The sequence below is a fragment of the Hymenobacter sp. IS2118 genome (genome assembly GCF_000715495.1).
Classification (GTDB): Bacteria; Bacteroidota; Bacteroidia; order Cytophagales; family Hymenobacteraceae; genus Hymenobacter.
The window spans coordinates 1-2,978 of sequence record NZ_JNLX01000110.1 but is presented as its reverse complement, the minus strand read 5'-3'; the positions used below and the strand labels follow the sequence as shown (position 1 = coordinate 2,978).

The 2,978-nt window shown below is 65.3% G+C and carries 3 protein-coding genes; all 3 read right to left on the bottom strand.

Features of this window, described 5'->3' with window-relative positions:
* On the bottom strand, positions 1-1,441 hold a 1,441-nt coding region (locus tag GM79_RS09610), incomplete at its 3' end, for an IS4 family transposase (RefSeq protein ID WP_035561561.1).
* A 158-nt stretch (positions 1,442-1,599) separates the two neighbouring features.
* Positions 1,600-2,178: a hypothetical protein gene (locus tag GM79_RS09605; RefSeq protein WP_051718705.1), complete on the bottom strand. Its 579-nt coding sequence runs from the start codon at positions 2,176-2,178 to the stop codon at positions 1,600-1,602.
* Between the two features lie 86 nt (positions 2,179-2,264).
* Complete coding sequence (locus GM79_RS09600) at positions 2,265-2,882, bottom strand: MbnP family protein (RefSeq protein WP_051718704.1); 618 nt, start codon at positions 2,880-2,882, stop codon at positions 2,265-2,267.
* Positions 2,883-2,978 lie beyond the last annotated feature (96 nt).

The window sequence follows — 2,978 nt, the reverse complement described above, 5'->3', positions numbered from 1 at the left end:
GGACGCCTTCGACGAGTAAGCGCAGGCTCATCAGGCCGCGCCAGAGGGTTTGCCAGCCAGGTGGTCCGTCGCCTTTGCGGCCCAGGTGGCCGCCCAGGCCAGCCAAGGCATAATACACGTCGCGCACAGTCTGCACGGGTCGTGAACTGCGCAGCGTGAGGACCTGTAAAAAAGTCGCTTCCAGCCCCGCTGCCGTCGCCGGCAAGTCGGGTTGGAGGCGACTTTTTTCGCGCATATCCACTAGCGCCAATGCGACCACGCTGAGCAGGGCGACGGCGGCAAAAAGACGGTCAGCGGTTTGGAGCTGGAGCTTTTCGGCCCCCAGGCCCGTTTTCAGGGCTTTGTGAAAGTCCTCGATGAGCCAGCGGCTCACGTACTGCCGGGCGCAGGCGTGGGCCTGGGCAAAATCCGTGATGGGTTGGTCGCAGAGCAGCAGCCATTCCAGGGCGGGCGTGGCCGGGCCTGTGTCCCCGACTTGGGCGGCTTCCCAGACCCGTACCAGGGCGCAGGGAACCGGGTCCCCTTTGCCCGTCGCCGCGCCCGGTCGCTGGGGCGCACGCAGGGCCAGCGGGGGGCTGAAACTGACCTGGAGCAGCACTTCGCGGGCCGGCTGGCCCGGCCGGCCACGCAAGGCCAGGGTCAACTGGCCCGCCGAGGGCTGGGCCCGCGCCACGGCGAAGAGCCGCCCGGCGGGCGCTTTGTCGGCGCCGGCCACCAGGGCCCGGTCCTGGGCGGCGCGCACCACGAAGCCCAGGCCCTGGGCCCGGCACTGCTGCAGGTGCTCGTAGATGTCGGCCCCGCGGTCGGCCACCACCACCCAGCGCGCGTCCGGTGGCGGGCTGCCCACGTTGCGCAAGCTCCGGGACCAGAGCGCCGATTCGCGGACCCGGCCCTGGCGCAGGCGCGAGCCGCCGTGGAGATGGTCTTTTTCGGCCTCCGGCACCGGTTGACGGACGTGAAACTGCTGGTCCAACAGGCCCAGCAGCGGCAGGGCGGGCCGTTTGGCGGCCGGGTCGGGGTCCTGCACCGGCCAGCCGGCGGCCACCAACGAGTGCAGCAGTACGCCCTGGCTCGTGGCCTTGCCCGGCCCGACCGGCCCCAGGCCGGGCCGGCGCTCGTCGGCTTCGGGCCAGCTCAGTTCGCTCGTGTCTTCGACCAGCAGGTAGGTGCCCGGCTCCTGTAGCGCTTGGCGAACCACGGCCTGATGCGCCCCCTGCAGCGCCTCGGGCGTGGCCCTTGCACCGCCCAGCAAGCGATACGCCGCTTTACTGGCCCCCGCCTGGCCGGTCCCCAACTGCGGAATGGTGGCCCCCGGCTGCCGGGCCCAACCGGCGGCCAACTGCACCACCCGTCGGCTGCGGCGGGCATCGCCCAACACCGTGCCCCCAAAATGCGTCTGCGCCCACAGCTGCGGGTCGCAGAAATGCGTCGAAATACTCATCTCGCAAGCTACTAAGCCGGCCCCGCAAGAACCCACAAAAAAGCGCCGACCTGTTGGCCGGCGCTTTTCAAAGATGTGGGTAAGGACAAGTCAGAAACTGACGAGGCTTTTCGTTATTGGCGCTACTCAAAATAGCCCCGGCGGAAAATCGACCTTATTTAAAAGGTGAAGCGCAGGCTGACGGCGGCGTCGTTGTAGAACCCGGTGTAACCGTTGAAAACGTCGAAGAAGGGCTTGTAGTCCACTCCCACCACGAAAGGCAGGTCGGGCAGCTTGTACTCCAGGCCCAGAATGAGGTCGGCTCCGAAGGCAACGTAGGTTTCTTCGTCGAAGCGGTAGTCGCGCACCAAATACCTGTCGCCTTTACGGCCTTTGTAGTAGTAGCGCGTATCGGCGAAATAGTAGCGGCCCTGGTATGACCCGGCGTGGAAGCCCGCGCCGTAGTAAAACTGCAGGCCTTTCACGTCGGCCACGCCGTGGTGCTTCTCGCCGAGCACGGTGAGCCGAATGCCGCGGGCTTTGTACTCTGTCGTGAGCAGGCCTTCGATGGCCACGTTCTTGCCGCTGCCCATAAAGTGCTTTACGGTGAGGCCCGAAGAGTAGCCGCCGCCGCGCAGGCCAATGCCGGTATTGTATCCTGAGCTGCCTCCGCCGCTGCCTTTCTTAGATTGGGCACTGGCTGTGAAACCCGGCAGGGCAAGCAGGATGATAAGAAGAATAAACGGGATGCGTTTCATGTAACGACGAAATGGGTAAGAATAAAACTTGGACAAAATTAAGCGGCTGGCGCTAAACTTTACCCGTGGTCTTTTGTCCGGCGGCGCTATTTCACTCTCAGAAACAGCGCCCGGCCCACCAGCGTCACGCTACGAATGGTGTTGTTCGGCGCCTTAAAACCGCCGATGTGGAACACCAGACCGCCCTCCGCTACGCCGGCCGCGCGGGCGGCCTGCGGCGACGTGCCCTCCAGCTTGGTGTAGATGTAGCCCGAGTTCCAGGTCCAGAACATGCCGTTGTTGGGGTCCAGAGCGCCGGTTTGGGCCCCGGCCACGTTGCGGGCGCTGTCCACGCCCACCGTGAAGCTGACGGACTGGTAGTCGCCCACCGGAATGTCCTTTAGCGCGAGCAGCTGCGAGGCGGGCACGGCGGCATCCAGCAGGTAGTAGCTGTCGGGTACGGCGTAGGTCGAGCCGTCGGCTTTGGTCAGCTTCACGTTGGAGAGATACTGCCGAAACGTGGTGATTTTGAACTGGTCGCCGGCCGGCGTGCTGTACGTGCGGCTGCCGAGCGTGAGCAGAGCCAAGCCCACAATTTGCGTGAAGGCGAGGGTGAGGGTGCCCACCTGAGCCGGCGACACAACCACCTCAGGGTCCTTTTTGCAGCCCACGAGGGCCAGCGCCGCCAGCGCAAACGTGCGGGCGGAAATAAAGAAATACTTCATCCGAAAAAGCAATGAAAAGTCCGGCAACTGGTTGAAAAGGTGTGCGCTCCGTGCCCACGGCGGGCCGGTGTGCGCTCCGTGCCCACGGCGGGCCGG